At 33.9% G+C, this 21,681-nt stretch carries 22 protein-coding genes; 1 reads left to right on the forward strand and 21 read right to left on the reverse strand.

Features of this window, described 5'->3' with window-relative positions; all coding sequences use genetic code 11:
- Nucleotides 1-155 precede the first annotated feature (155 nt).
- The 17 genes from ileS to bshC all read right to left on the reverse strand — a co-directional run bounded on the left by ileS (nt 156) and on the right by bshC (nt 19,262).
- A complete protein-coding gene (ileS, locus tag ACSULM_RS03890; protein ID WP_436860743.1) occupies nt 156-2,906 on the reverse strand; it encodes an isoleucine--tRNA ligase in 2,751 nt (916 codons plus the stop codon).
- 242 nt (nt 2,907-3,148) lie between these two features.
- Nucleotides 3,149-3,751 (reverse strand): DivIVA domain-containing protein, encoded by a 603-nt coding sequence (locus ACSULM_RS03895; protein ID WP_436860744.1) that lies wholly within the window; start codon nt 3,749-3,751, stop codon nt 3,149-3,151.
- A gap of 133 nt (nt 3,752-3,884) precedes the next feature.
- Nucleotides 3,885-4,664 (reverse strand): RNA-binding protein, encoded by a 780-nt coding sequence (locus tag ACSULM_RS03900; RefSeq protein ID WP_436860747.1) that lies wholly within the window; start codon nt 4,662-4,664, stop codon nt 3,885-3,887.
- Between the two features lie 110 nt (nt 4,665-4,774).
- The gene (locus ACSULM_RS03905) at nt 4,775-5,065 is read right to left on the reverse strand and encodes a YggT family protein (protein ID WP_436853636.1); all 291 of its coding nucleotides are present in this window, start codon (nt 5,063-5,065) and stop codon (nt 4,775-4,777) included.
- Between the two features lie 13 nt (nt 5,066-5,078).
- Complete coding sequence (locus tag ACSULM_RS03910) at nt 5,079-5,678, reverse strand: cell division protein SepF (RefSeq protein WP_436860748.1); 600 nt, start codon at nt 5,676-5,678, stop codon at nt 5,079-5,081.
- A gap of 5 nt (nt 5,679-5,683) precedes the next feature.
- Nucleotides 5,684-6,358, reverse strand: coding sequence for a YggS family pyridoxal phosphate-dependent enzyme (locus tag ACSULM_RS03915; protein WP_436860749.1), 675 nt, complete (start codon nt 6,356-6,358; stop codon nt 5,684-5,686).
- Nucleotides 6,359-6,375: 17 nt separating this feature from the next.
- The gene (gene pgeF / locus ACSULM_RS03920; protein ID WP_436860750.1) at nt 6,376-7,164 is read right to left on the reverse strand and encodes a peptidoglycan editing factor PgeF; all 789 of its coding nucleotides are present in this window, start codon (nt 7,162-7,164) and stop codon (nt 6,376-6,378) included.
- Between the two features lie 163 nt (nt 7,165-7,327).
- Entirely contained in the window at nt 7,328-8,500 is a 1,173-nt protein-coding gene (gene ftsZ, locus ACSULM_RS03925) for a cell division protein FtsZ (protein WP_436860752.1), read from the reverse strand.
- Nucleotides 8,501-8,529: 29 nt separating this feature from the next.
- Complete coding sequence (ftsA, locus tag ACSULM_RS03930; RefSeq protein WP_436860753.1) at nt 8,530-9,945, reverse strand: cell division protein FtsA; 1,416 nt, start codon at nt 9,943-9,945, stop codon at nt 8,530-8,532.
- A 105-nt stretch (nt 9,946-10,050) separates the two neighbouring features.
- Nucleotides 10,051-10,938, reverse strand: coding sequence for a cell division protein FtsQ/DivIB (locus ACSULM_RS03935; protein ID WP_436860754.1), 888 nt, complete (start codon nt 10,936-10,938; stop codon nt 10,051-10,053).
- Nucleotides 10,939-10,953: 15 nt separating this feature from the next.
- Nucleotides 10,954-12,303 (reverse strand): UDP-N-acetylmuramoyl-L-alanine--D-glutamate ligase, encoded by a 1,350-nt coding sequence (murD, locus tag ACSULM_RS03940; protein ID WP_436853629.1) that lies wholly within the window; start codon nt 12,301-12,303, stop codon nt 10,954-10,956.
- A gap of 1 nt (nt 12,304) precedes the next feature.
- The gene (gene mraY, locus ACSULM_RS03945) at nt 12,305-13,270 is read right to left on the reverse strand and encodes a phospho-N-acetylmuramoyl-pentapeptide-transferase (protein ID WP_436860756.1); all 966 of its coding nucleotides are present in this window, start codon (nt 13,268-13,270) and stop codon (nt 12,305-12,307) included.
- A 198-nt stretch (nt 13,271-13,468) separates the two neighbouring features.
- Nucleotides 13,469-15,730 carry a penicillin-binding protein gene (locus tag ACSULM_RS03950; protein ID WP_436860757.1) on the reverse strand — a complete coding sequence of 754 codons (2,262 nt, stop codon included), beginning with the start codon at nt 15,728-15,730 and terminating at the stop codon, nt 13,469-13,471.
- A complete protein-coding gene (gene ftsL, locus ACSULM_RS03955) occupies nt 15,711-16,103 on the reverse strand; it encodes a cell division protein FtsL (protein ID WP_069995662.1) in 393 nt (130 codons plus the stop codon). The genes ACSULM_RS03950 and ftsL overlap by 20 nt, the downstream gene beginning before the upstream one ends.
- A gap of 14 nt (nt 16,104-16,117) precedes the next feature.
- On the reverse strand, nt 16,118-17,053 hold the full coding sequence (gene rsmH, locus ACSULM_RS03960; RefSeq protein WP_436860758.1) for a 16S rRNA (cytosine(1402)-N(4))-methyltransferase RsmH: 936 nt from the start codon (nt 17,051-17,053) through the stop codon (nt 16,118-16,120).
- 14 nt (nt 17,054-17,067) lie between these two features.
- On the reverse strand, nt 17,068-17,499 hold the full coding sequence (gene mraZ / locus ACSULM_RS03965; protein ID WP_069995664.1) for a division/cell wall cluster transcriptional repressor MraZ: 432 nt from the start codon (nt 17,497-17,499) through the stop codon (nt 17,068-17,070).
- A 149-nt stretch (nt 17,500-17,648) separates the two neighbouring features.
- A complete protein-coding gene (gene bshC, locus ACSULM_RS03970; protein WP_436860759.1) occupies nt 17,649-19,262 on the reverse strand; it encodes a bacillithiol biosynthesis cysteine-adding enzyme BshC in 1,614 nt (537 codons plus the stop codon).
- Between the two features lie 274 nt (nt 19,263-19,536).
- Between bshC and ACSULM_RS03975 the strand changes: the two genes are divergently transcribed.
- Entirely contained in the window at nt 19,537-19,977 is a 441-nt protein-coding gene (locus tag ACSULM_RS03975) for an N-acetyltransferase (RefSeq protein WP_436853624.1), read from the forward strand.
- 33 nt (nt 19,978-20,010) lie between these two features.
- Here the strand turns inward: ACSULM_RS03975 and ACSULM_RS03980 are convergent, their stop codons facing one another.
- The 4 genes from ACSULM_RS03980 to ACSULM_RS03995 all read right to left on the reverse strand — a co-directional run bounded on the left by ACSULM_RS03980 (nt 20,011) and on the right by ACSULM_RS03995 (nt 21,320).
- Complete coding sequence (locus ACSULM_RS03980; protein ID WP_436860760.1) at nt 20,011-20,697, reverse strand: YjjG family noncanonical pyrimidine nucleotidase; 687 nt, start codon at nt 20,695-20,697, stop codon at nt 20,011-20,013.
- Between the two features lie 129 nt (nt 20,698-20,826).
- Nucleotides 20,827-20,961, reverse strand: a complete 135-nt coding sequence (locus ACSULM_RS03985) for a beta-class phenol-soluble modulin (protein WP_011303334.1) — start codon at nt 20,959-20,961, stop codon at nt 20,827-20,829.
- A gap of 46 nt (nt 20,962-21,007) precedes the next feature.
- Nucleotides 21,008-21,142, reverse strand: a complete 135-nt coding sequence (locus ACSULM_RS03990; protein WP_436860761.1) for a beta-class phenol-soluble modulin — start codon at nt 21,140-21,142, stop codon at nt 21,008-21,010.
- 43 nt (nt 21,143-21,185) lie between these two features.
- Entirely contained in the window at nt 21,186-21,320 is a 135-nt protein-coding gene (locus tag ACSULM_RS03995) for a beta-class phenol-soluble modulin (RefSeq protein ID WP_069995670.1), read from the reverse strand.
- Nucleotides 21,321-21,681: the final 361 nt, after the last annotated feature.

Raw genomic sequence — 21,681 nt, forward strand, 5'->3', positions numbered from 1 at the left:
TTATATTTCATATTCAAATTGATATCAACAATTTTTGTATATTCTTAACATTGTACATTTTACTATAACCCTTAACAATACTAAATTAAAAAAGAGATTAGGACATGATGAAATGTCCCAACCTCTTAGAAATTATTCAACTCTATCACTTACAATTAAACAAGTGTTTTTACGACTGCTTGACAGCGTGGGCATAAGTTATCAAGTTCGCCAACTGAACCTAATGCCTCACTGTAATTCCAACAACGTTCACATTTCTCACCATGTGCATGTTCGATACGGATATCACCGTATTGATAAGAGACGCCATCCTCAACTTTATCAACAACTTCTGCCTGTGATGTGATAAATAACTGTTGTAGGTCACTAAATTGTTGTAAAAATGCCGTTGCATCAAATTGTGAATTACTACCGATGATTACTTTTGCTTCTAATGATTTACCGATAACTTTTTCACTACGTGCAACTTCTAATGCGCGGTTAACATCGTCACGTAATTTCATAAATGTGTTCCATCTATCAACAAATTCACGATCAATTTCAACACGTTCTGGCATGTTTGTTAAATGAACACTTTCTTCTTCTACGTGTGGAATATGAGACCACACTTCTTCTGCAGTATGCACTAAAATTGGTGCTAATAATTTCGTCATATCTACTACGATTTGATAAAGTACTGTTTGCATACTACGACGTTTGTGTGAGTCACGTTCTTCGATATATAAAATATCTTTACCGTAATCTAAGTAGAAATTACTTAATTCTACATTAATGAAGTTTTGAACTTCTTGGTAAATATCTAAATAGTCATAGTTATCATAATGATTTAATGTGTTTGCCGTAAATTCACGTAATCTATTTAGTAAATATTTATCTACTTCTAATAGCTCTGCTTCAGCTATAGCATCTGTAGCTGGATTATAATCGCTAACATTACCTAACATGAATCTTAATGTGTTTCTAATCTTACGATAGACATCTGAGCTTTGTTTTAAGATTTCATCTGAAATACGGACATCTGAAAGATAATCTACACTACTAACCCATAAACGTGCAATATCTGCACCTTTTTGCTTAACGATTTGATCAGGCACAATTACATTACCTAATGACTTACTCATCTTCTTACCGTCGCCATCCATCACGAAGCCGTGAGATAATAACATTTTGTATGGTGATTGACCTCTTGTTGCAACTGAAGTAGTGATTGATGAGTTAAACCAACCACGATATTGGTCACTTCCTTCAAGGTATAAATCAGCTGGGTAAGATAATTCTGGGCGTGTTTCTAATACAGCGCGATGAGAAGAACCTGAATCAAACCAAACATCCATGATATCTGTTTCTTTCGTAAATGTGCCATTCGGGCTACCCGGGTGCGTAAAGCCTTCAGGTAATAAGTCTTTAGCTTCACGTTCAAACCAAATATTTGAACCATGTGTTTCAAATAAGTCAGCCACATGATTTACTGTTTCGTTTGTCATGATGATGTCACCATTTTCAGCATAAAATACAGGTAATGGTACACCCCATACACGTTGACGAGAAATAACCCATTCACCACGATCACGAATCATATTGTAGATACGTGTTTTACCCCAATCTACTTTAAAACCAGTATCTTCTATTGCACTTAAGATATCTTCACGAACTTTATCAATTGAAGCAAACCACTGTGGCGTTGCTCTAAAGATAACAGGTTTCTTAGTACGCCAGTCATGTGGATAACTGTGCGTGATAAATTCTAATTTAAGCAATGAACCGTCTTCTTTTAATAAATCAGTGATTTCTTTATTCGCTTTATCATAAAACATACCTTCGAATTGCCCAGCTTCTTCTGTGAAAACACCTTTATCATCTACAGGACTAATAACAGGTAATTTATATTTTTGACCAACGATATAGTCATCTTCACCGTGACCAGGTGCTGTATGCACACAACCTGTACCAGCATCCGTAGTAACATGTAAACCATTAATCACTAATGACTCACGATCAAAGAATGGGTGTTGCGCTTGAACATACTCTAAGTCTTTTCCTTTAAACTCTTTTTCAAGAACTAAAGTATCTTCATCCCAACCTAATGCTTCAACAACATCACTCGCTAAGTCTTTACCGATAATGTATTTTTCACCATTCACATTATACTGACCATAAGTTAAATCAGGATGCACCGTAATTGCAACATTAGATGGTAATGTCCACGGTGTCGTTGTCCAGATTATAAATTTAGCGTCTTCATCGACAATACTTTTACCATCTTTAACATCAAATGCTACATAAATAGATGGCGAACGCTTATCTTGATATTCAATTTCTGCTTCTGCTAAAGAAGATTCACTAGAAGGAGACCAATAAACTGGTTTCTTACCTTTGTAAATTAATCCTTTATCAGCCATTTCTCCAAATAAACGGATTTGTGCCGCTTCATATTCTGGTTTCAACGTGATATATGGATTATTAAAATCGCCTTTAACACCTAAACGTTTGAAATCTTTCTTTTGATTTTCAATTTGATCTAATGCAAATGCCTCACATTTTTTTCTAAATTCAGCAATAGATAACTCTTTACGTTTCACACCTTTTTTCGTCAATGCTTGTTCAATTGGTAAACCATGAGTGTCCCAACCTGGAACATACGGCGCATAAAATCCGCGCATTGATTTATATCTTGTAATGATGTCTTTCAAGATTTTGTTTAAGGCGTGTCCCATGTGTAAGTTACCATTCGCATATGGCGGACCATCATGCAATATAAATGACGGATTGCCTTCATTTTTATCTAGTACTTTTTGGTAAATATTGTTTGCTTCCCATTCTTCTTGTATCTTCGGTTCCTTATTCGGTAATCCACCACGCATTGGGAAATCCGTTTTCGGCATTAATAACGTATCTTTATAATCCATTTCTTTACACTCCTTCTTCCATTTTCAGTATTAGTTCAATTAAATAAAAAGAACTCTAAGTTCAATTAACAGGGACGACTTCTACCGCGTTACCACCCTGATTAACTCAACTTAGAGTTCTCTCATTGTAATTATTCATTTCATAACAACAGTGATATCAAAAACGTACATATATAAGGCTCACACCATCCCCTACTCGCTGTTATATGCGTACCGTTTCTAACTTGTCTGCCATTTATTCATTATGCTTTATTATTATCTTCGTTTGATTTTGCAGCTTGCTCTGCTTCAGCTTTCGCCTTCATCGCCTTTTCTTCCTCAGTCAAATCATTTTCGTGTAAATGATTGATGTTTTCTTGCGTCACTTGTTCAGAATCAAGATCATAGTTTAACAAATAATCCCAATCTTCATTCTTAAGCAAGTCCAACTGTGCTTCAACAAGCATACGGAATCGTGATCTAAATATCTTAGATTGGCGCTTCATATCTTCAGTTTGGAATGATAAACGACGTGCTTTTTCAACACCATCATTTACAATTTTATCTGCTTCTACTTTTGCTTTCGCAATTGTCGCATCTGCTTCTTTTGTTGCTGCTGCTTTCGTTTCTTCACCAGCTTGTTTCGCTTGAATTAAAGCGTCACTTACAGATTGATGTACATCTTTATAAGATTGAATGTTAGTATCTTTATCCTCGATAACTTTTTCTAATTGCTTTTTATCCTCTTTTAAACGTTCGATTTCATTACTAAGTTGTGTTAAATAACTTTCAACTTCTGACGGTTCAAAACCATTTTTCACTTGAGTAAAAGTTTTATTTTTAATTTCACTTGGTGTAAAAGGCATGTGTTATCCTCCCTCTATAATACACTAATTTCTTATTCGATTAAATATGTGAAATAGTGTTTTATCAATAATATGTTTTTATAATATCTTATTTAATACTTTATGCAAAGCGTTCCTATCTTATTATTACACTTTATTTGAAAAGTGTTTGATAGGTAATACGTACTTTATCTTTTTTCGTTTTTCCACCAATGTCTGTCAACATTGCTCGACCATATCCTTGTATCGACAACAAATCGCCACGATCTACCTGGAAATCTGCTGCATCAATAATTGTATGGTTGACTTTAACGCGTTTTTTATCAATAAGTTGTTTAGCAATCGTACGTGATTTTCGAATCATTTCTTTAAGTACAACATCTAATCGTAAACCACTTACTGTCGTATCAAATGATTGCCAATGCTCTTTTGATTGTATCATATCTTCTAGCGGAATAGAATAAAGTTTAACTGTTGCACCTTTGATTTTATTTAATTCTAACATAATATAAGATTCTAATTGTTTTGTCAAAGTAAATTGGATTTGATTGTCAATCAAGATATCTCCAAGTTGTTCTCTTTCAATTCCTAAAGACATAATTGTACCCAATATGTGTTGGTGTTGTAAGGTCACGAATTTTTGTGGATAATCAATTTCTAATAGTACGATTTCAAACTCTGAAACTTCAGGTTCAAAATAACTCGGTGCGACAATTGCTCTTTTGCGTTCAGCATAAGGTCCGCCATAAAATGTCACCTCTAATTCTTCAAAACTTCCGCCAATGACTTCCATAATGTATTGGCCTCGTGGATCTAAAAATGGGGTCAACACCGGCGCATATTGATCATTAGCACGATGACATTTATCAAGGAGTTGATCAATTAATGCGTGCTCTTCTTTTCTAAAATGTTGGTATATATCGATGTGTATCACTCCAAATACAACACAAAGCACCTCGCGTTAATTAACGTTAGGTGCTCATGCTTTATTTTATACATAATGAACTATTTTATAACTGCTATTATCAATTTTAAATTTCCGTTTTACATTAAATTACTTAAAATTAAATTGAAAATGCTAGCCAATCCTTGTTGGAATAAGACCAAAACAATAATTGCAACAATTGACGATATATCAATCATTCCGATTGGTGGAATAATTTTACGAAACTGTTGTAAAAATGGTTCATAAATTTTTGCTAAAAACTGACCAAATTTATTGTCACGCGCATTTGGTATCCATGACATAAAGAAATAGACAATCATACCGTAATAATAAATTTGAACCAAGAATAAAATAAAATTAAATATATTTGCTAATAATCCTATATCCATTTATTTCTAACCTCTATTCACCTTGGTATTCCATGTTCTCTATCTGATCTGTAATACTACCAGCAACTTCTACATTGTCTGGTGTACATAGGAATATATCTGATCCCACACGTTGAATATCTCCGCCAATGGCATAAACTGTACCACTTAAGAAATCAATGATACGTTTCGCTGAGACTTTATCAATGCGTTGTAAATTCACTAATGTTGCACGACGATTTTTTAACTCATCAGCAATATCTTGTGTGTCTGAAAAAACGCGGGGTTCGAATAAACACATTTTAGAACTTTCTTGCGTAAATTCAAAATGATCTTGTTCTTGATTATTCATATTCACAACGTTCCTAGCATTATTTTTTGATGATGTGTTATTCATTTGATACTTCCTTTCACCCGTTGATTGTTGTAATCTTGTTGATTGTTTTTTGGGTACGGACTGTATAGCTCTCTGTCTTTCTGTATTTACATTATTAGATTGCTCTGCATATTGATTTTGAGACTGCGCTTGTTGTTTATGTTGTTGTCTATCTTGTTCTTCTTCTGGTGGTGCTTCTATTTGGTCATCTTCCTCTTCAACCACGAAAAATCCATTAAATAAATCTTTTAAAGCCACGGGGCTCACTCCTCTTTTCCTACAAGTTTAGTCCCAATTCTCACAAATGTTGCACCAACTTCTGCCGCTATTTGGAAATCATTACTCATCCCCATTGATAGCTCCGTACAAGGTGCATAATTTAAATTGAGCGCTTTAATCTCATCTCTTTTTGATTTTAATAATTGAAATAGGTCTTTTATGTATGACTCATCTTCAGTTAATGGCGCCATAGTCATAAGTCCTACAACTTCTATATTTTCGTAATCTTTCAGTGCTTCAATAAAATGATTCACTTCGGTTAATGAAACACCCTGCTTTGATGCCTCACCCGAAACATTGACTTGAACAAAACATTTCACTTGATGTTCTGCCCTTTTATTGATTTCTTTAGCTAACTTTAAACGATCTAAAGCATGAAAATAATCTACATCATTGATAACTTCTTTGACTTTTCTCGTTTGCAATGAACCTATAAAATGCATTACAACATCTCTAGGCAATGCAGCTTTCTTATCTTGAAAACCTTCAACACGGTTTTCTCCAAAGTGTCTAATTCCTGCATTATATGCATCATTAGCACGGTCTATTGTAACATACTTCGTCACTGCAATCACGTCAGGCAATGTTGAAGTATGACCTTTTTCACTTGCAGTTTGAATCTGTGTATTAATTTGCTCTAAATTATTTTTTACGTCCAAATTTAAACACCTCTTAATCATTGGCCTATAAATGCTAACATTCTTCCCGTGTCTCCTTTTTCAACTCTATAAGAGAAAAATAAAGACAAATTTTCTGATGTAGCATAGTCAGTAATATATATATTTTCCATAGGTACACCTGCATGTTCAAGCAATAATGCATTCGCAACTTTCAAATCTATACCATGTCTGTCTTGATCACGTGTAAATACATATTGCTCTATATCAATCGGAAGTGCTTCAAATTTAGATTTAATATCATCATTAATTTCATATGATGGCGATGTGGCAGGACCTATGACTACATTTAAATCATTTAAATCAAAATCTATTTTTGCAATAACTTCATTGACAATTTGACCAACTGTACCTCTCCAACCTGCATGTGCTAAAGCAATATAGTGATGATCTTCACTAAAGAAATAAATGGGGACACAATCTGCATAGCACATCGTCAATAAAATGTCAGATTCATAAGTATACATCGCATCAATACCATGTAAACGATCTGTCAATGTATCTATATTGGTACCTTTATCTTCAGCTGTAACTTCTACAACCTTATTCTCATGGGTTTGAATTGGAAAGACCCATTGCTCTCTAGGAATTTGTATAACATTAGCAAGTGCTTGTTGATGCTTCGTAATATTCTGTTGAACATCATCAATATATCTTGCCATATTGAAGGCATCACGCGGGAATGCACTAAATCCTGCTTCTCTAGTGGTAATACCCAATTTCACATTTTTTAATTTAGTATCTTCATACTGCAGAATGTGACTTTTTTTAATAAACTTTTCTGACATGACGATAGACCTCCATAAATGCTAATAACAAATCTAGTTCACAAACACTAACAAGTCTATTTAAGCACAACTTTTCATTTTAGTCATACTACAATTAGAGGCTGAGACAACAATATGTCCCAGCCTCACACGATATTAATGATACATCGCAACAACGTTTATATTAACGTCTTGTTCTTCTTGAACGTCTTTCTTCTCTGTTTCTGATGAAACTTGGAATATCATCTTCGTTAGTAGTATGTGTTCTACCTTCACTTGCATTGTCTGATGATTGAGACGTACTTGCTGAACTTGATGTAAATGTATCTTCTTTAGATGTATGATTACTTGCAGCACTGCTTCCGAAACCAGTGTTTGACGCTTTACGTCCTTGTGATGATGGTTTGTCTTCAAATCCTGTTGCAATAACAGTTACAACAATTTCATCTTGTAATTCTGGGTTAATAACTGTACCGAATATCATATTCACATCTTCATCTGCAGCGTCTTGTACGATATCAGCTGCTTCTTGTGCTTCGAAAAGTGATAATGACTCTCCACCAGTAATATTCATAAGAACACCTTGTGCTCCTACAATTGAAGTTTCTAATAATGGTGATGAAATTGCTTTTTTAGCTGCTTCCACTGCACGGTTTTCACCTGATGAAACACCGATACCCATTAATGCAGAACCTTGGTTAGACATGATTGTTTTAACGTCTGCAAAGTCAAGGTTAACTTCACCTGATACTGCGATTAAATCAGAGATACCTTGTACACCTTGGCGTAATACGTTATCTGCTTCTTTAAATGCTTCCATCATTGGTGTAGATTTATCAACGATATCTAATAAACGATCATTAGGAATCACGATTAATGTATCAACAGCTGCTTTCATTGCTTCAACGCCTGCTGCTGCTTGAGTTTGACGTTTACGGCCTTCAAAACCAAACGGACGCGTTACAACACCAACAGTAAGTGCACCCATTTCTTTTGCAATTTTAGCTACGACTGGTGCTGCTCCAGTACCAGTACCGCCACCCATACCTGCAGTTACGAATACCATATCTGCACCTTGGATTGCATCTTCGATTTGTTCGCGTGACTCTTCTGCTGCTTTTTTACCAATTTCAGGGTTTGCACCAGCACCTAGACCACGAGTTAATTTTTCTCCAATTTGGATTTTAGACTCAGCTTTAGATAAGTTTAAAGCTTGTCCATCCGTATTAATTGAAATAAATTCAACATTATTCATACCATGGTCAATCATACGGTTTACAGCGTTATTACCGCCGCCCCCTACACCGATGACTTTTAACGTCGCTAAATGATTAAATCCTTGTTCAAATTCTAACATTTATATTTCCTCCTAGTTTTAATGGCCAATCAATCGAATAGAGATTTCATAAGTTTTTTAAATTTACCTTCTTCTTTGTCTTGAGGTTTACTTTGTTCATCATACGTATCATCGTATACCTCTGGCTCTTCCGCTTCAACAGGTTCATCTGTCACTCTTGAATCAGAATTTGACGATTGAAGTGCATTATCTTGTTTGTTCGATTTCTTCTTGAACCAATCAAATCCACTTGACTTTGTACTATGTTCTCTTTCGTCGGATTCGATGACTTCTTCTTCAAATTCTTCATTGTCATGATTACTAATTGTAACATAATCTAGCAATTCATCGAAAGTAATGCTACTAGAAATTGTTGAAATCGCTGAAGAAAATTCTGGTTTTCTAATTCCCATTTGTGATGGTGTATGAATTCTCACTTTTTCACTAACCATATCTTGTAGCAATTCTTTAACACCTAATAAATTAGCAGAACCACCTGTAACAACGAAGCCGCCATTAACTTTAGTAAGACCAAGTTCTTGTAACACTTCGAAAACATTAAAGAAAATATCTTCTACACGTGCTTCAATAATATCTGCTAAATCTTTTTGTGTATATTGCGCATCTTCATCACTATCCACTTGATCAACACTGAACACATCTTGGTCAGACGCTGAATCAAAGAATGCATGTCCATATTGGTGCTTAATCTTTTCAGCTGTTTCGAACGAAGTATTCAATCCTTTTGCTATGTCTTCGGTAATATCGCGACCAGCCATTTCTATGGCATCGGCATCGACAAGCTCACCACGTTCATAAAAAGCTAGTTGCGTAATATCTTCACCAATATCAATAACACAAGCACCTAACTCTTTTTCAGTAGCAGAAAGTACTGAGTTATAATTATATGCATCAGAGTATACATCTAAGACGTCTACACCACATGATTCAACACATTTAATCATATTGATTAGAATTGATTTCTGAATTGCAATGACACCCGCTTCAACTTTCAAACTATGTCTTGCAACAAGTTCTTTCGGATCAGATACTTCATTATCTCCATCAACTACAAATTTAATTGGAAATGCGTTAATAATTTCAGTTTCTGGTACATCATTTTTCTCTCTAATACTTTCAAGTACACTTTCAATATGCGTACCATCTAGTTCTGTATCTTCATAAAATTCTATTTCATTAGATTCATCAAATACTTCTGTACCGATAATTGGAAGTTTTAAAAATACTTCCTTTATATCTACACCTGAAGCTATAGAGGCTTTTTTGATAGTATCTTTAATTGCTTGTTTCGCAATATCAAAATCATCAATCAAACCATTTTTTATCCCACTTGTGTAGGTCTGTCCTGTACCTATCACATTAATACCATTGTGAAATTTTTCGCCCACTATCGCTTTAACACTTGATGAACCGATATCTATACTTACATAATAATGCTCTTCCATAGATAGGCACCTCCTGACAATCACTTATTCATGTTCACACTATTAACAGTTTACAATACGTTTCGACGCTTGTGAACTATAAACACATGTATTTGTCTAAATTTTTTAATTATTTTTGTTTGTTTTATCTGCAATTTTATTTAAAGCATTTTGTAATTCATCTTTTGCTTTATTTTCTTCAGCAGATCCTTTTTCCACATTTTGGTCACTGGATGATTTTGTAGTGCTACCTCCATTATAAGGAATAAACGAAGCACCTACAGATAAATCAATGTATCCAGATTTCTTAAGGTTTCCTGATTCGTCACGTTCCAACGATTGCGACATTTGTGGATAATACTGCATTTTATTAGCAATTGTATTAAGATTGCCAACGATTTGGATTTCATCCGTTGTAAATAATTTAACTTGGCTTTGCGCATTTTCTTGAGGATCGTATTTTATTTCTGCTATAACGCTCCTAACCTTAGCTGGCATTTTAGATAATTCTTGGATAATTTTTTTCTTTTTATCCTTTTCAAATCCTTCTAAAATCGGACCATCATCAGTTGCATTGCCATCGTAACCCTTTAATTCTGAACCATCTTCTAAAATCGGCACATATTCATCCTTTTGCTTAACCAAAGCAACAATTTGCTTTTCTGATACTTTAACAGTTAACTGATTGGGAAAATGTTTTTTCACTTCTGCGCTTTTAATTAAGTTAATGTCTTTCAAGTTACTTTGTGCCTTTGAAGTGCTGAACGTATACATTCTAGAATTATCTTTCACGTTAATGGCTTTATTAATCTCGCTTTTTGAAACATTATCATTACCTGTTATTTCTACATTATTCACCTTACTTAACGGTGTGAACATATAAATTAATATTAATACAATAATAAACAATAATACTCCAAAGACCGAATATTGAATTTGTTTCTGTCTTTTTCGACGTTGCGCTCTTTTTTCTTTTAAGTAATCAGAATCAAAGGTTTTTACTTTATCAGTCATGTATTTTCACACCCTTTAGAAAGACGGTAAGTTCGCTTGGAAACTCTTAATAAATTTATTTCCGCGCTCTTCAAATGTATTGTATTGATCCCAACTTGCACATGCTGGTGATAGTAAAACAACGTCATTCGGTTCTATAACTGATTGTATCTTATCAACTGCATCTTGAACGTCATTCGCAGTTAACACGAATTTCCCTTGACTTTCACCTAGTTTCACAAATTTGTCTTTAGTTTCACCGAAAGCAACCATCACACGAACATGCTCCATATGCGGAATTAATTCGTCAAAATCATTACCTCGATCTAATCCACCACACAACCAAATAATTGGTTGATCAAATGAATTTAGTGCAAACTGTGTTGCTAGCGTGTTAGTAGCTTTTGAATCGTTATAATATTTATTCGTCTTATTAGTGCCAACATATTGGAGTCGGTGCTCAATGCCTGAGAAGGTAGTTAAACTATCAATAATAGCTCTAACTGATACGCCTGACAGGAGCGCTGCTAGCACTGCTGCAAGTATATTTTCTAAGTTATGTTCACCTGGTAATACTAAATCGTCTTTATGAATGATTCTAAATCCTTTAAATACAATATAGCCATCTTGAACATAAATACCATCAACCTCTTGTTGTGTTGAGAAATAATATGTTTTAGCTTTTAATGATTCAGACTCTATTAAATGACGTTGGTGAAAATTGCAAATTAAATAATCGTCTTCGGTTTGATTTTTATAAATTTGCTTTTTGGCATTTTGATAATTGTCTAGCGTCTCATGATAATCCAGATGCGCTGAATAGATATTCGTAATAATTGCAATATGTGGTTTATATTGATCAATACCTAACAATTGGAATGATGACAATTCGGTAATTAAGTAGTCATCTGCAGTTACTTCTTGTGCAACTTTAGAAGCAACATAACCAATATTCCCTGATAATTTACCAATTACTCTACTCTTTTGAAACATATCTCCAATTAATGATGTAACTGTCGTTTTACCATTCGTCCCAGTCACAGCAATAATCGGGGCTTCTGATATTAAATAACTCAACTCAACTTCAGTTAATATCGTTAATCCTTTAGCCGTTGCTGCTTCAATCAGAGGTACGGAATAAGGAATACCTGGATTTTTAACGACTATGGGATTGCTATCTAGCAAGGATAATGGGTGTTCGCCACCGATAACCTTAATCCCCATATTTTCCAAATCAATCGCATGTGCATCTTGACTTAAATCTTTACCATCATTAACAATTACATGCGCTCCCAGTTTATTTAATAACTTCGCTGCTTCATAACCACTTTTTGCTAATCCAATTACAAGTACGTTCTTGCCTTCTAATCCTGTATATTTAAGCAAATTAGTTCACTCCAATCCATAAGCCGATTAGTCCTGAAATTAAGCCTACTGTCCAAAATACCGTAACTACTTTCTTCTCATTCCAACCTACTAGTTCAAAGTGATGATGTAATGGTGACATTTTGAAAATTCGTTTACCTGTTAACTTAAACGACGTTACTTGCATCATTACAGATAGCGTTTCAGCTACAAATACAAAACCTATAAATATGAGTGACAACTCTTGGTTTAACATAATAGATATTGTAGCAAAGATACCACCAAGTGCTAAACTACCCGTATCTCCCATGAAGACTTTTGCCGGATTTAAGTTAAATGGCAAGAAGCCTAGTAAAGCAAATATCATAATAATACAAAATATACCGATAGATGTGGCACCTTGGAAGTAAGCCATAATGGCATACATTACAAATCCAATGATTGATAATCCCGTTGCTAACCCATCCAAGCCATCTGTTAAATTAACTGCATTTGAAAAACCTACTTGCCAAAAGACAATAAATATCACATAAGCGATAGATAATGGCACTTCAATATTAATAAATGGTATGTGAATACCTGTAGAAAAATCAGTTAAATTAAAAACTTGGCTTAAAATGAAGAATATAACTGCAATTGCAATTTGAGCTAAGAATTTTTGTTTACTTGTCAAACCTTGATTATTTTTCTTAACGACAATAATATAATCGTCAATAAATCCTATGAGTCCGAAACCAATCGTTACAAACAATAATAGGATGATAGGATTTGAATTATCTAAAAAGATAATTGCCAGTACTGAAGTGATAATGATACTAATTAGGAATGTAAGTCCACCCATTGTCGGTGTACCCGTTTTCTTCATGTGACTTTGAGGGCCTTCTTCTCTAATGCTTTGACCAAACTTCATTCTTTTAAGTGTTGGAATTAATACTGGGACTAATATAAATGTGATTAGAAGTGCAATAATTGCGAGTAAATAAACCATATAATGCTCCTTTATTTCTTTAATTGGATTATGTCGTGGTGCCTGTAGTTAATTGCTATTTAACAAGGTAAGAATTGCATAAACGATGCATTTATTGAATGATGCTATGCCACCGTTCATGCGATTGTGTTCACCTTAATGTTTAAAATAATGCTAACTTTCAAGTGACTTCAGTATGTTCAAATACCTACTTTCAATTTACTCTTGTTTATCTTTTGAATCTTTTTCCTTTGATTGATCGCTTGATGATTGACCATCACTCGATTCATTTTCGGACGATTGTCCGTTTATATTTTCTGATGATAAAGTAACTTCAATTTTATCATTTTTACTTAATTTCTGACCTTTAGTTACAGATTGGTTAGATACAAAACCACTACCCTTAGTTGTAACCTTAGTATTAGTAAGTTTTTCAAAAGCTACTACTTCTTCTTTTGTCCATCCTGTCATATCAGGCATTGTAATATCTCCATCCGTTAATAACAGAACCTTACTATTTGGTAACACTTCTTTGTCTGGTGTAATAGATTGTTTAGTGATTTTTTCTCCACTACCAATTACAACCGGTTCTATAGATTTGCCGTTTAATTTGTCTTGCGCTTTTTGAGTGGCTTGTCCTTCTACATTTGGAACCTTACTATATTTAACATCAGAACTATCTTTTGAATTCTTATCTCCAACATTAAGATATTTCAAAGTATTTTCCATAATTGGTTTGAACGCCTTACTCACACCCATTTCATAGGCTTCTTGATCATTTTTTTGCGCTAAACTCATACCAGCATAAACTATAACTTCTGGGTCATCTTTTGGTGCATCACCAATGAAACTTACAAAGTACGGGTTTGCACCGTTGACGTAACCACCATTATCTGAATCGGCTACTTGTGCAGTACCTGTTTTACCGGCTACGTCATATCCGTCAATTTTATAATTTTGGGCATGACTATCTTTACTATTCACAACTTTATCTAGTTCAGTACGAACTTTTTTAGCTGTATCTTTTGTAATTGGTTTTCCAGCAAATTCCTTTTTACCTTTATAAAATGTATCTTTGCTAACCGGATTTGAAACACTTTCTACAAACCATGGATTTAGCATATTTCCATCATTAAAAAATGCTGATTGTGCTCTAAGCATCTGGACTGGTGTGACAGTAGTAGATTGTCCAAATGAAGATGTTTTTTGTTGTGCTTCGTTATCCCAAGCAATACCGCCTGTAGCTTCACCATCAAACAAACCATTTGTCGACTTACCAAAACCAAATTTCTCATACCAATCCTTCATTTTATCTGCACCAACTAAGTCTTGCAAATGCATCATTAACGTGTTGGAAGAATATGTGAATCCTAGTGACATTGGAATTTTACCCCAACCTACTTTATTCCAGTCAGAGATTTTTGAACCCATAACTTCACGAGGCTCAGCAGTATATTTTTCTTTTGGATCAAATTTCCCTTCTTGAATCGCAGCTGCTAATCCAAAAGATTTAAATGTTGATCCTGGTTCATACGTATTTTGATATAAATCATTAGCCCATTTCTTCCCGAAATCTTTACCAGTTTCTGGGTTGAATGTTGGTCTTTGACTGAATGCTAATATTTCACCTGTGTGTGCATCCATCACCACAGCAAATAAGTCTTTAGGTTTATAATGTTCAACCATGCCATCCAATGCTTCCTCTACAAAGACTTGAATATTAGAGTCAATCGTTAAATGAACATCATCACCACGCTTTGGTGCTTTTTCTTGTTTAGTATTTGGTGCGATATAACCCCAAATGTCATGTATATATGAGAGCGCACCTTTTTGACCTGATAAATAACTATCAAAGATTTTTTCTACGCCCATAGCACCTTTAAGATCGCCATTTTCTGGATCTTTTTGAGCCATACCGATAAGGTGCGATGCAAAGTTTCCATTAGGATAAAATCTTTCAGTCTCTGGATATAATGTCACACCTGGTAGCTTCATTTTTTCTATTTTTTCTTTTTCTTGGTATGTTAAATCTGTACCTTTTTGACCAAACTCTACTTGAAAGGCCTTTTTATTATTTAGTTTTTCTTCAATTTCTTTAGCTGACATATCAACTACTGTTGCTAATTTTTTAGCAGTCTCTTTTTTGTCAGTAACGTGTTTAGGTTTGTCGCTGCCTTCACTTGCTTTTTTATCTACAATTGCCACAAGTTTATATCGTTCAACATCTTCAGCCAGAATTTTGCCATTTCTGTCATAGATTTTACCTCGTTCAGGTTGCTCTTGACTGTTTACTAAATATTTCTCATTTGCTTTCATAATTAAATCTTCGCCCGATGAGTGACCGGTCAACATAATATATGAATATCTTAAAACCAACGTAAAAAAGAGCAGTCCGAATCCAAGGATGAGTAGGACTGCCCCTATTTTACTTTGTTTAATTTGAAATTTAGGTTTTTTTAATCTAATTTTTCGCTTCGCCATTATTACGCACTACCTTTACATTGTCGTTCTTAAGGCTCATTCCTTCGTTCTTAGCCTTATCGTAAATGCGTTCATATGAAGAGTTCTTTTTAATTTCAGATTCTATTGCGCTGTTTTCACTTGATTGTTTTTCGATTTTTGTGTCTAAATCTGCAATTTTTCCTCGTGTATCATACGCATCCATTTTTAAAGATAGCATATAAATACTGATTAAAGCAATAACTGTTATAAGTCCTATGTATAACATCTTCTCAAACTTTGTAAGTTGAACTACGACTTTACGTTTTACGGTTTTTGGCTCTGTCCTCGGTTGCGACTCAGGAATTTGTGTTTCTATATCGTTATAAGGTTGATATATCTTTTCAACTGCCACTCATCATTCACTCCTTATTTTAAAATTTCTGCTACACGTAACTTTGCACTACGCGCTCTATTATTTACTTCAAGATCATCATCACTAGCGGTGAAAGGTTTACGGTTAACACGTTTCAATTTAGGTGTGTATGCTTCAGGTATGACTGGCAATCCCCTTGGTACATCAGGCCCTTTTTCGTATTCTTGAAACATTTGCTTGCATAAACGATCTTCTAATGAATGAAACGTTATGACTGAAATCCTACCCTCTACTTTTACTGCTTCGATTGCTTGTTCTAACGATTGTTCAAATGAGGATAGTTCATCATTAACTGCGATACGAATCGCTTGGAAAATTCTTTTCGCTGGATGTCCGCCCGTTCGTCGTGCTTTAGCAGGTATCCCTTCTTTAATGATGTCTACTAGTTCTAAAGTTGTTTCTATTGGCTTCTGTGCTCTATTTTGTTCTATACGTCTAGCAACTTGTTTAGAAAATTTTTCTTCGCCATAGCGATGGAAAATTCTAACAAGTTTTTCAAACTCCCAATCATTAACGACTTCATAAGCCGACAATGCCTGTGTTTGGTCCATTCGCATATCAAGTTTTGCATCATGATGGTAACTAAATCCACGTTCTGGCACATCTAGTTGTGGACTAGAAACGCCCAAATCGTAATAAATACCATCTACTTTTTCAATATTTAAGTCATTTAAAATTTCAGTTATATTTCTAAAGTTGTTGTGTACGAAGGTTACTTTATGCAAATGATTTTTCAATACTGATTTAGCATTTTCTATAGCTGTTGTGTCTTGATCAATTGCAATTAGTCTACCTTCGTCTCCGAGTTGATTTAATAAATAGAGCGCATGACCTGCCCCACCTAATGTACAGTCGACATACACGCCATCTTCTTTAATATTTAAATAATCAATGGTCTCTTTAAGCATTACGCTGACATGATGAAACAAGTTAACACCTCCATTTAGAAATCAAAATCAATTAAGTCTTCAGCAATATCTTCGAAACTTTCTTCAGATTCATCATAGAAGCTGCTCCAAGTTTCTCTATCCCAAATCTCAATACGATTTGAAACACCAATCACTGTACATTCCTTACTTAAATTTGCATATTGGCGTAAATTCTGTGGAATGTTGATACGCCCTTGCTTATCTAGCTCTACTTCAACTGCTCCTGAGAAGAACATACGCATAAATTTACGTGCATCCTTCTTAGTCATAGGTAATGTCTTCATTTTTTCTTCAATGATTTGCCATTCTTCTAAAGTATAGCCAAACAAACATTTATCAAGGCCTCGAGTGATTATAAAACGTTCATTTAAATCATAACGAAACTTAGATGGAACTATCATACGTCCTTTGGTATCCAACTGATGTTCGTATTCTCCCATGAACATTTATAATCACCTCACCTTCTTATATATATAATTTACCACATCTCACCACTATCCTCCACTAATTATACAAATTTCACCAATTTTTCTTAAAATACATAAAAAAACACCCGATTCATCAAGTTGATGAATCGGGTGAAACCCTTGCGTATCTAAGGTTTAATGATAATATGATCAAAAGTGTAAGAAAGTGGTGGATAGGTGGAGGGACTGAACACATCTATCCCAAAATCATTCATAATTTGTAGTGGATTCCAAATTCTTTCTTGCAATCCTCCCATCGGATGTAATGACGCGCTTAACTCATTAAAATGCTTCATACTGATTGCATTTTCTCTTTCAATGTTTAAAAGGTATCTGTTAATTAAGTAATCAAACTGATTCTGATGAATTTTATTATTCTTCTCTAATAATAATTGGTTATCGTTACTATCAGAAACTTCATCTTTTAATGTTTCGTATAACTTTTCTTGTTGTACTTTTAACGCTTCTACTTTATCTATTAATGATTGTGAAGCTTGCGCTCGTACAAACCTTTCTTTACTTTCTGCGATACCATTTTTAATAATAGATTGTGCTTCCAAGTTATATTGCGCTAGTAACTTCTGAGTCCGTGTATATATATAACTGATTCTCAATCTTGGTAACACAATTGGCATCTCTACATCCAAGGTATGAAATACCTCTTTTAACTCAGCCCAATATTTAATCTCACTTGGACCACCGACAAATGCCACTGTATTGAATAACCATTCTTCCATAATTGGACGTGTTACCACATTATTAGAAAAACGTTCTGGTTCTGTTTCTAATATATTAAGCAATTCTTCTTTAGTAATATATTTGTCTGATTTATTAATGTAGAAGTAATCATCTTTAAACGTTAACAATTGTCGCATGTTGTCTTCTTGTAAAAACAAATGCACATTAGTTTCTGTTTGTATCATTTGATCCAATCCGTTATCGATTGTATTTTTTTGCCCTGATCTAAAAGCGGTATCTACTGCTTCATGTTGTTCGATAATTTGTTTGATAAATGGTCGTTCTATTTTTCTCAATTCCGGATCATTTGCATCAATCATTAATAATCCATACGCTTTAAACACTTCATGTAATAGCGCTTTGAACATATCTGTCCAACAATCATATTGTTCAATAATAGAAGTACACATCTTTAATAGTTGCTTCGTATGTACTGTTTCATTCAATTGTTGGAAAAACTGTCCAAGTGTCTCTTTTAGTTGTTCTTTATCTGGATAATATGTTGATACGCTTGCTTCTGGTGGTGTCATCGTATGATATTTTACTTTTTGTAATTTTGCTTGTTGCGCATTGTAAGCATAAGTATGATTGACTTCATCAAAATCATGATCTTCTCCTGCAATCCAAAATACTGGTAACACATTTGTATCATGATCCTTTGAAAGTTTTTCACTCAAGGCAATGATTGAAAATATCTTGTGAAACGTGTATAAAGGTCCACCAAACAATCCTGCTTGCTGACCACCTATAATTACTTTAGCGCCTTCACTTAATAATCTTAAATTTTCAGACTGCTGTTCAGATAATGTTAAATCACTCATATAATGTTCTATAACTTCCGAAAGGGCTTCTTCTCTACCATTATTAGTAGCTGTGAGTTGCGTATGGTAACTGTTTTCGTCCATTGCATCAAATTGATAAAACTGCCCCAGTGTTGAATCACTATTTTTTATTTTCGATATAAATTGATCTTTTTCGTTTAGTTTCGTAATCATACAATCCATGCGTAATTCTCCTTATGTTACTCTATTCCTAATTAGTATAAAGTTTATATTCAATATTGACAATTTTACGGCTTATATTTTTATATTATTTGTTGATAAATAAAGTGACTCATGTACGCTACACAACAATCTACTTATTCAAATACATAATTCAACTAATTTATTGCGATAAAAACTTATCCCTAAATGATTAAAGATTTAAACCGTTATTTTTGTGAAAAAACAATTAAAATAAGGTATAATAGTATGTAATAATGCAAAGGGGGAAGATGCTATGAGTAATGTTAAGCGTCTCGATATCAATTACAAAACAGACGAACTTTTCGAAGATTTCCGTAACTTCGGAAACGAAGATTTATATTTAGTTGACGAACTTCGTGGAGAGATGATTGATGCAAGTTCAGATTCACCATTCTACGGTATCTATGTCGGCGACCGTCTAGGGGCAAGAATGGCGTTATACCGCAAAGGAGAAGTAGAAGAAACATACTTCCCAGACTTCGATGATTATAACGTATTATGGAAATTAGAAGTTTTACGCGATTTTCAAGATCGTGGTTACGGCAAGGCACTTTTAGACTTTGCCAAAGAACAAGGACTCCCAATTAAAGTTATTGCACGAAATCAGTCTAAACAATTTTTTATTAAGCAAGGGTTCACTGATTTAGAAGCTGTAAATAGAGATGGCCATGACGTATTAGTTTGGAAGCCATAAATAAAAGAGATTGCACACGTGCAATCTCTTTTATTATTTTATCAGTAGCAATAATTCATCAAATGAAGTAATTGTATGATCAGGTAGAATGCCCGTATCATTCAATTTCTTTCTAGGGTTGAACCAACATGTTTTAATCCCTGCGTTCTTACCACCTAATATATCAGATGACAATGAATCACCAATAATTATAGCCTCTTCACGTTTATCCTCGCCTATTTCATTAAATACATAATCAAAAAATTCTGGCATTGGCTTTTGGTAACCTGTTTGTTCAGAAACAAATACGCCTTTAAACCACTGCTCTATTTCTGTTTTGGTAATACGTCTTTCTTGTGTTTCTAGCACACCATTCGTCACAATATATAAATCATGCTGTGTTTTTAATTGTGCTAGCGTATCTTTAGTGTTCTCAAAATATTTAATTGGCGCGTTTGCTAATTCATTTCTAAAAAATTGATCTGCCTCATTACCATCGACAGTTAATTGATGCGACTCAAAATAAACTTCAAATCTTTGACTCAAAACTTCAGTTTTTGTTAGTTCATTTTTTTGGAAAGCATTCCAGTGTGCTTCATTGACCAACATAAAATTTTGTAAATCTTCATTATTAACTTCTAAGTTGTAATGCTCTGCTAATTTATAAAATGCATATGCTTCAGCACTTTTAAAATCTACAATTGTGTCATCAAAATCTAAAAGTAAACTCTTTTTATTCATTATGGAACCCTCTTTTATATTCACATCTTAGAATTATTTAATACATGCTTTTGTTGTATTATACATGATTTTATAACACAAAAAAATGGCCAAGGTTATCACCCTGACCATTGTTTATATATTCAAATACTAGAATCCGAATAATTTTGATAATACGCCTACACCGTTTTCTACGATGCTTACGATGCTTGTTCCTAATTTCGCGCCGTCTCCAGCAATACCTGCTTGTACTGTTTCTTTAATTGCGTTAAATAAATCTGCCATTTTAAATTACCCCTTTATTTTATATTTTGTATTATTTATATTTGAATTAAAATCCGAAAACTTTACCTAATAAACCTACACCGCTTGATACGATATCTACGATGCTTGAACCTAAGTCTGAACCGTTACCTGATTTTGCTGCTTTTACTGTGTTTGCGATTGCTTCTGCTAATTTAGTCATAATTAAATTCTCCTCTTTAGTTTTATATTTATATAATTTAATACTAGAATCCGAATAATTTAGATAATGCTCCAACGCCATTTTCTACGATACTTACAATACTTGTTCCTAATTTTGCGCCGTCTCCAGCAATGCCTGCTTGAACTGTGTTTTTAATTGCTTCGAATAAACCTTCCACTATAAACACTCCTCGTTAAAATTAGTTTGTTATGACTGTATCTACGTTGCAAACGATGCAATTCAAAAGTTGTTTTTTGTTTAGCTATCGTTCGATACATTTACTATAAGATAATATGTTATTTAATTGTGCAATTTTTCTTACTTAGCCACAAAAATGCTTTAAATGTCAAAATATTTAAAATTATAAACAGTTTTGAATGCTTAAGTGTATAATGTGCAATTGAATTATATACAATTAGCTTAAATCTATACCTTTTCTGTATTTATTTTTATGATGAATTGTCAATTTAACTGCAACAGACTTACAGTGAAAATTTCATAAGGTGTACACCAATTAAGACACTTTCTTGGTCGATGAT

The organism is Staphylococcus caeli (assembly GCF_051413795.1).
Classification (GTDB): Bacteria; Bacillota; Bacilli; order Staphylococcales; family Staphylococcaceae; genus Staphylococcus; species Staphylococcus caeli_A.

Coding starts and splice junctions, on each gene's coding strand:
- ACSULM_RS03985 (WP_011303334.1), bottom strand. CDS start 20,961: ATGGCAGATTTATTTAACGCAATTAAAGAAACAGTACAAGCAGGTATT.
- ACSULM_RS03905 (WP_436853636.1), bottom strand. CDS start 5,065: ATGGATATAGGATTATTAGCAAATATATTTAATTTTATTTTATTCTTG.
- bshC (WP_436860759.1), bottom strand. CDS start 19,262: ATGGATTGTATGATTACGAAACTAAACGAAAAAGATCAATTTATATCG.
- ACSULM_RS03895 (WP_436860744.1), bottom strand. CDS start 3,751: ATGCCTTTTACACCAAGTGAAATTAAAAATAAAACTTTTACTCAAGTG.
- ftsZ (WP_436860752.1), bottom strand. CDS start 8,500: ATGTTAGAATTTGAACAAGGATTTAATCATTTAGCGACGTTAAAAGTC.
- ACSULM_RS03950 (WP_436860757.1), bottom strand. CDS start 15,730: ATGGCGAAGCGAAAAATTAGATTAAAAAAACCTAAATTTCAAATTAAA.
- ACSULM_RS03990 (WP_436860761.1), bottom strand. CDS start 21,142: ATGACTAAATTAGCAGAAGCAATCGCAAACACAGTAAAAGCAGCAAAA.
- ftsA (WP_436860753.1), bottom strand. CDS start 9,945: ATGGAAGAGCATTATTATGTAAGTATAGATATCGGTTCATCAAGTGTT.
- ileS (WP_436860743.1), bottom strand. CDS start 2,906: ATGGATTATAAAGATACGTTATTAATGCCGAAAACGGATTTCCCAATG.
- pgeF (WP_436860750.1), bottom strand. CDS start 7,164: ATGTCAGAAAAGTTTATTAAAAAAAGTCACATTCTGCAGTATGAAGAT.
- mraY (WP_436860756.1), bottom strand. CDS start 13,270: ATGGTTTATTTACTCGCAATTATTGCACTTCTAATCACATTTATATTA.
- mraZ (WP_069995664.1), bottom strand. CDS start 17,499: ATGTTCATGGGAGAATACGAACATCAGTTGGATACCAAAGGACGTATG.
- ACSULM_RS03935 (WP_436860754.1), bottom strand. CDS start 10,938: ATGACTGATAAAGTAAAAACCTTTGATTCTGATTACTTAAAAGAAAAA.
- ACSULM_RS03975 (WP_436853624.1), top strand. CDS start 19,537: ATGAGTAATGTTAAGCGTCTCGATATCAATTACAAAACAGACGAACTT.
- ACSULM_RS03980 (WP_436860760.1), bottom strand. CDS start 20,697: ATGAATAAAAAGAGTTTACTTTTAGATTTTGATGACACAATTGTAGAT.